Origin of the sequence: Intestinimonas sp. HCP28S3_D6 (assembly GCF_052065695.1) — a bacterium.
Lineage (GTDB): Bacteria > Bacillota > Clostridia > Oscillospirales > Oscillospiraceae > Intestinimonas.
This window is the reverse complement of sequence record NZ_JBQHTM010000031.1, coordinates 37689-43817: the sequence shown is the minus strand read 5'-3', so window position 1 is coordinate 43817 and position 6129 is coordinate 37689. Positions and strand designations below refer to the sequence as shown.

At 57.5% G+C, this 6129-nt stretch carries 6 protein-coding genes; 3 read left to right on the top strand and 3 right to left on the bottom strand.

The window, feature by feature from the left end; translation table 11 throughout:
- The first annotated feature begins 216 nt into the window (after positions 1-216).
- Positions 217-999: a peptidoglycan recognition protein family protein gene (locus ACTNBK_RS11115; RefSeq protein WP_441146111.1), complete on the top strand. Its 783-nt coding sequence runs from the start codon at positions 217-219 to the stop codon at positions 997-999.
- A gap of 48 nt (positions 1000-1047) precedes the next feature.
- Here the strand turns inward: ACTNBK_RS11115 and ACTNBK_RS11110 are convergent, their stop codons facing one another.
- Together ACTNBK_RS11110 and ACTNBK_RS11105 are read right to left on the bottom strand one after the other, a co-directional pair.
- Positions 1048-1560: a hypothetical protein gene (locus tag ACTNBK_RS11110; RefSeq protein WP_441146109.1), complete on the bottom strand. Its 513-nt coding sequence runs from the start codon at positions 1558-1560 to the stop codon at positions 1048-1050.
- A 424-nt stretch (positions 1561-1984) separates the two neighbouring features.
- The gene (locus tag ACTNBK_RS11105) at positions 1985-2389 is read right to left on the bottom strand and encodes a bacteriohemerythrin (RefSeq protein ID WP_441146108.1); all 405 of its coding nucleotides are present in this window, start codon (positions 2387-2389) and stop codon (positions 1985-1987) included.
- A 357-nt stretch (positions 2390-2746) separates the two neighbouring features.
- Between ACTNBK_RS11105 and ACTNBK_RS11100 the strand changes: the two genes are divergently transcribed.
- Both ACTNBK_RS11100 and ACTNBK_RS11095 read left to right on the top strand, forming a co-directional pair.
- Positions 2747-3013 (top strand): DUF6870 family protein, encoded by a 267-nt coding sequence (locus ACTNBK_RS11100; protein WP_441146113.1) that lies wholly within the window; start codon positions 2747-2749, stop codon positions 3011-3013.
- Between the two features lie 83 nt (positions 3014-3096).
- The gene (locus tag ACTNBK_RS11095) at positions 3097-4779 is read left to right on the top strand and encodes a recombinase family protein (RefSeq protein WP_441146106.1); all 1683 of its coding nucleotides are present in this window, start codon (positions 3097-3099) and stop codon (positions 4777-4779) included.
- Positions 4780-4971: 192 nt separating this feature from the next.
- On the opposite strand, the gene ACTNBK_RS11090 is transcribed toward ACTNBK_RS11095, so the two are convergent.
- Positions 4972-6126 (bottom strand): DHHW family protein, encoded by a 1155-nt coding sequence (locus ACTNBK_RS11090; RefSeq protein WP_441146104.1) that lies wholly within the window; start codon positions 6124-6126, stop codon positions 4972-4974.
- Positions 6127-6129: the final 3 nt, after the last annotated feature.

Genomic DNA, 6129 nt, shown 5'->3' with positions numbered 1-6129 from the left:
TCGCAAAGCAGCTCGCTGCCCACAACCGCCGCTCCAATAACTTCCCCATGAGACCTTTGGGTTGGCTTTCTCCTCGAGAGTTCACCGTCCAATATGTTTGACAAACCTACAAGACCCCAGGACGTACAACAAAAGGCCCCTTCCCGCATAGAAATGAGGGGAGGCCTTTCGGCCTTCCCCTCGAATTTGCGCGCCGCAGGCGCGGGGAGGTTTTCTATGGAACTCACCCAACACATTCTCACCCAGAGCGGCTGCTACAAGGCGGGCCGGACCATCGTGCCCAAAGGGATCATGGTCCACTCCACCGGCGTAGCCCAGCCCGACCCGGCCGTCTTTCTCAAGCTCTGGGACCAGCCGGGGGCGGACGCCTGCGTCCACGCCCTGGTCCACCAGGGGGGCGTGATCCAGACCCTGCCCTGGAACCACAGAGCCTGGCACGCCGGCAGTCCCAGGAACGGCGGACTGTCTGCCAACAACACCCACATCGCCTTTGAGATCCTGGAGCCCAAAGGCCACACCTATCAGGGCGGCACCATGGTGGGCTACGATGTGAAGGCCAACGCCGCCTATTTTGATGCCGTCTACCGGAACGCGGTGGAGCTGACCGCCTGGCTGTGCCGGCAGTTCTCCCTGGACCCCATGACCCAGGTGGTGGACCACCAGGAGGGCTGCAAGCTGGACATCGCCAGCAACCACGCCGACGTGATGCACTGGTTCCCCAAGCACGGCAAGAGTATGGACACCTTCCGGGCCGACGTAGCGGCCCTGCTGAAGGGAGAAGAGGAGGATACGATGGATCAGAACACCTTTGACACCATGCTGACCGAAGCCCTGGCCCGCCGGGCCGCCGCTCAGGAGTCCAAGCCCGTCAGTGACTGGGCCAAGGAGGCCTGGGAGGCGGCGGTGGCCGCCGGGGTCTTTGACGGCACCAAGCCCCAGGCCCCCCTGACACGGGAGCAGGCCGCCGCCGTCCTGGCCCGGCTGGGCAAACTGAACTAACCCCCATCGCAAGGAGGCCGTCCGGCAGATGCCGGGCGGCCTCTTTTTTCAGCTGTCGTAGATGCGGGCCACCGCGAGACCGCCGGTGACCTGGGCCGGTCCCGACCCCTGGTAGAGAAGCCTAGCGTAGGCAATCGAAGGGGAAAACTCATAGTAGGTCCCGGACCCACTCTGGGAAATGCCAGCCTGGGCCGGCGCCACGAACTCAAATTCGGTGAGGGCCGCCGCCCCTTGGAAGGGCAGCACCCCCACGGTACCGTCCTCCTCCGGCCGGCACTGGACCACATAGGAGAGGCTGTACAGCCCAGGCTCCGTCAGCAGCACCGTAGTGCCGTCCCCGCTCAGGGAGATGCCCTCCCCCACCAGGTAGTATGGGTAGAGCCGCAGGGTCTGGCCCGACGCATACTCCCCCGGCTGTACCAGAAACTGCACCGCGGCGGGCAGTCCGCCGCCGGACCCGGCAGCGCCGGTGGCCCCCGTGGCGCCGGTGGCGCCGTCAACACCAGCGGGGCCTGTTGCCCCTGTTGCGCCGGTGGGGCCCGTAGCTCCCGTAGCTCCCACCGCTCCAGCAGGACCGGTGGGACCCGTTGGCCCCACAGCCCCCGTGGCCCCGGTAGCGCCGGTAGGCCCTGCCGGACCGTCAGCGGGACCTGCTGGGCCGGTGGCGCCTGTGGCTCCCGTGGCCCCGGTGGGGCCGTTGGCTCCGGTAGGGCCAGTTGGCCCCATTGGTCCGGTGACCCCCGTAGGGCCGGTGGGACCGGTAGCACCTTCTCCCGGTCCGGTGGGGCCGGTAGCACCGGTAGGGCCAGTAGCGCCGGTGGGGCCGGTAGGCCCGGTCGGGGCGGTATGAAAAGGAAACAGACCGAAGGAAGAAACGTGCGCGATATGCAGGGGCAACAGATAAGCGGCGGGATAGTCAACACCTATCCCGCCGCTCCATCTGAAATTTTGATTGGGCCGAATTTACGGTATTCGCCCTCTTGTATTATGCAATACTTTTCAGGTAGTCTGCTAATTTTTTGTCTTCGACTTTGATATGCTTTAACAGCCATCCTGCCAGTAGGGTATTGATCTGGCCCACATTTGCCACGGTCGGCCCCTCATTTTCAATTTTACGCACCAAATCAGCAGCTGATTTTTTGAAATCATCGTGAATTTTCTTGTGACGCGTATAATCCGGATAACGATTTTTTACCTGAATCGCTTCTTCATCGGAAAAGTGCTTCTCGGTATAATGCAAAAGGAAATGCGCTGTATCTAATAGCTGGGTGCGTCCCTGTCCTTTTGTACAAGCGTCCAGCAATGAATTTACAGTGTCGATTAGCTGACGGTGCTCCGCGTCGATGACACGGTTTCCAGTTTCCAAGTCCTTTGTAAATTGATAAGCCATGCTATGTTTCCTCCTTGCAGCATATTTTTACATATTATAGAGCGGTCTGCCCGTTATCGCCAAATAATAAGAGCGCATGTCTTATCCCATGTCGGGTAAGTGCGCTCTTTATGGGGTAACCGCCCCTTGCTTATCCGGCAATATGGTTTGTTTTCCAAAACCCCTTGTATAAATAATAGCAATGTTACCATATCACGAAATCACCCATCTGTCCAGTATGAATACGGCCAGGACGCCTAAAAATGCAATCAGCCATCTTCGTTCTGCATGCTCAGGCAAGCTTTGAAAATTGTAAATGCCTTCTCATAAGACGAGTTGATTGGCGCATAAAAATGTTGGAAAGGAGGCGTATGTTTGATGAACCATTCACAGCTTAATATCTCGGCGCTGGCAAGCGTTGATATTCAGAAAATGAATAAGGATGAATTGGTGGATGTGAGCAGCCTTGCTCTTGATCCCGGAATCCCCCTGGAGCTTCGGGCTGGTTATATCTTAAAAGCAACGGGAAATCCCTACTGTTTCCGCGTGGGTGACTTAGGTGTCAAGCTGGAGTTTCTGGACAGCGCCCCGTCCTTACAGGATGCCCTTTCCAACTTCTTTCAGCGAAAAAAAAGAGGGCTTTAATTTCTTTCCGGACACTCTGTCTGGAGGCGGCGTGAGCCTTTGGGACAGATGCAGGGTGTAATGCGATAGGCAAGGAGGCGCACATGGCACGTAAAAGCCGGGCTATTGTTGAAACAGTAAAATCGCAGATTCGAGTATGGAGAATTGCCATCTATATCCGCTTATCCAAAGAGGACGCTCGGTGCTTAGACGAGTCCGAAAGCGTCACCAATCAGCGCGCAATCATTGAGGATCATATCGCCGGGTTTCACGACGGCGATGAGTACATGATTGTAGACGAATATGTAGATGACGGCATTTCCGGCACAACGGATGACGAGCGCGATGACTTCCAGCGGATGTTGGCTGACATCAAACGGGGACGCGTGAACTGCGTGATTGTCAAAGACCTGGCCCGTTCTTTCCGTAATTACAGCGATCAGGGCTATTATCTGGATGACTGGTTCCCCCGGTACAATGTCCGTTTTATTTCTCTATTTCATCAGCCCCTGGACAGCTATAAAGAGCCACAAACTATGCGGAGCATCGCGGTTCCCATCCAGGGGGTGCTCAATGAAAACCATTGTGCGGAAACCTCTGACAAGGTGCGGGAGGTATTTGATATGAAACGCCGCAACGGGGAGCACATCGGCTCCTTCGCGGTCTATGGCTATATCAAAGATCCAAACGACAAAAATGCCTTGGTAGTGGACGAGGAGGCGGCCGCTGTTGTCCGGGAGATTTTCTCCATGTTCCTGGACGGCATGAGTAAAAACGCCATTGTCCACTCTCTCAACGAGCACGGGGTTCTCTGCCCCGCCGCCTACAAGCGGGAACGTCTGGGGCTGAAATACCAAAACCCCAGCATTGATCCCGCAAAACGTCCTTTGTGGTGTGCAACGTCTGTAAGTACCATTTTGAAGAACCGTATGTACTGCGGGGATATGGTGCAGGGACGCTACCGCATGAAAAGCTACAAGGTACATATTCAGGAAGTGGTTCCCAAAGAGGAATGGTACATCGTGGAAAACACGCATGAGGCGATTATTGACCGGGACACCTTTGAAAAGGTGCAGCGTCTTTTGAACCGGGACACCCGCACAGGTCCCCAGCAGAAGGAGCTGTATCTGTTCAGCGGCTTTCTGAAATGTGCTGACTGCGGCAAGGCTATGAGCCGGAGCAAGGTGGGCAGCGTGGTGTACTACTACTGCCGTACTTATAAAGACCAATCCAAAACAGCCTGCACCAAGCATACCGTCAAGCATGACCGTCTGGAGGCCGCTGTCCTCTACGCCATTCAGCAGCAGGTCTATCTGGCGGTGAACTACACCGAGATCATTGAACGGATCAACCGGGCCCCGCTGGTGAAAAGCCAGTCCAAAAAGCGGATGGATGCCATCGAACAAAAAGAACGGGAGCTATCGAAAATCTCCCGTTACAAGCAATCGATCTATCAGGACTGGAAAGACGGCGAAGTCAGCCACTCGGACTACCGCCACATGAAAGAGGACTACGAGCAGCAGGCCCAGGCTCTGGAGGAAGTGCTGCAGACCCTCCGGGCAGAACAGGCGGAGCTGAAAAATGGCGTGGATGCCGAAAACCCGTTCTTGGCTGCGTTCCGTCAGTACCGGAATATCGACAAGCTGACACGGGACATTCTCATTGAGCTGGTGGATCATATCAAGGTGTATGAGGGCGGCAATATCAGCATTGTGTTCCGCTTTGCCGACGAGCTGCGCCGGATCACAGAGTTGATTGCGCTCAATACCCATAATGAGGCGGTTTGACAAGAAACCGCATTTTTACAGACGATTACCTTTCCTATATGGAGCGCCCCGGTGGCGCCTGTCGCCCCTGTCGGACCCGTTGGGCCGGTGGGGCCCACGGCCCAGCACCAGGGGCAGCAATAAGTATCATCACGCATGCAAAAGACCTCCCGGGCCATTCTATGCCCGGAAGGTCTTTTGGGTTTTCTTCTGTTATTTACTCAGGATGAAGAGGTTGCCATCGCTGACAAAATTGGAGACGCTGTACAGGACCAGCACCTGGTCGATGCCATTCTCGGCCACATACTGGCTCACCGGGGTCTTGTTGTACCGGGGATCGAAGAGGTGGACCTCGGAGAAGTCCGCCGTCAGGAAGGGAGCCAGGCTGTCCGAGTAGGAGTCCCGGATGACCAGCAGCCTGGGGCCGGCCGTATTCTGGCCCTTCACCACCGCCAGGGGCTTGTTGCCCCCCAGGAAGAAGGAGTACTTGTCCTTGACCTCCAGCTTGCTCCAGTCGTAGAGGACCCCGGCCTCGGGCTGGGTGCCGTTCCAGGCGGTGACAGTGACGCCCTCCTCGGGCACATAGATGTCGATGGAATCGGGGGCCATCCACCGGACGCCGGAGCTGGAGTAGGTGGTGCCCTTGAAATCGGTGGAGACGGTGGTCTTCTCATAGTCGCTCAGGGGGGTGACCTCCAGCCCCATGGCCTCCATGAGGGCGGCATAGCCGTAGTAGGCCCCCAGGCTGGTCCAGTGGTGGTCCAGCCGGTAGTAGATGTCCTCGTCCTTATGGGCCTCCAGGGCGGAGGCGATGTCCACCCAGTGGGCCTGGGTGGTGGTCTGGGCCTGGGTCAGAATGTCCCCCTCGCTGGCATTGGGGGCTCCCTCCGGCAGCCGGTCCGCCCACACCGACACCTTGCCGGGGATGAGGGAGAAGTACACCGGCACATCCACATTTTCCACCAGTTTGTTCACATAATCCAGATTATTGGTCACCTTGGTAGGGTCGGGCCGGTCGAACCGGGGGATGAGGGTGTCCTTGTCGCAGAGGTAGACCCCATTGTTCTCCCCCTTGCCCGCCAGGCGCTCGGCCATGGCCTTGGCGGCGATCCACTCGTCCCGGAAGACGAACTGGTCGGTGAGGTAGCTCTCAAAATCGGACATGAACTTGCCCGTGAAGAAGTCGCCGCTCTCGTCCAGGGGGAGTTTCAGGACAAAGTCCTTGGCCTTCAGGCTGGGCTTCTGGGTCAGGTAGCGGTTCTCATCCTGGGAGAAGTCCCGGTCCGGGGAGATGAGGTTGGCGGCGAAAAAGACGGCCAGGAAGCCGCAGAACAGGATGGTGAGGAAAAAAGCGTAGCGTTTTGACATGTC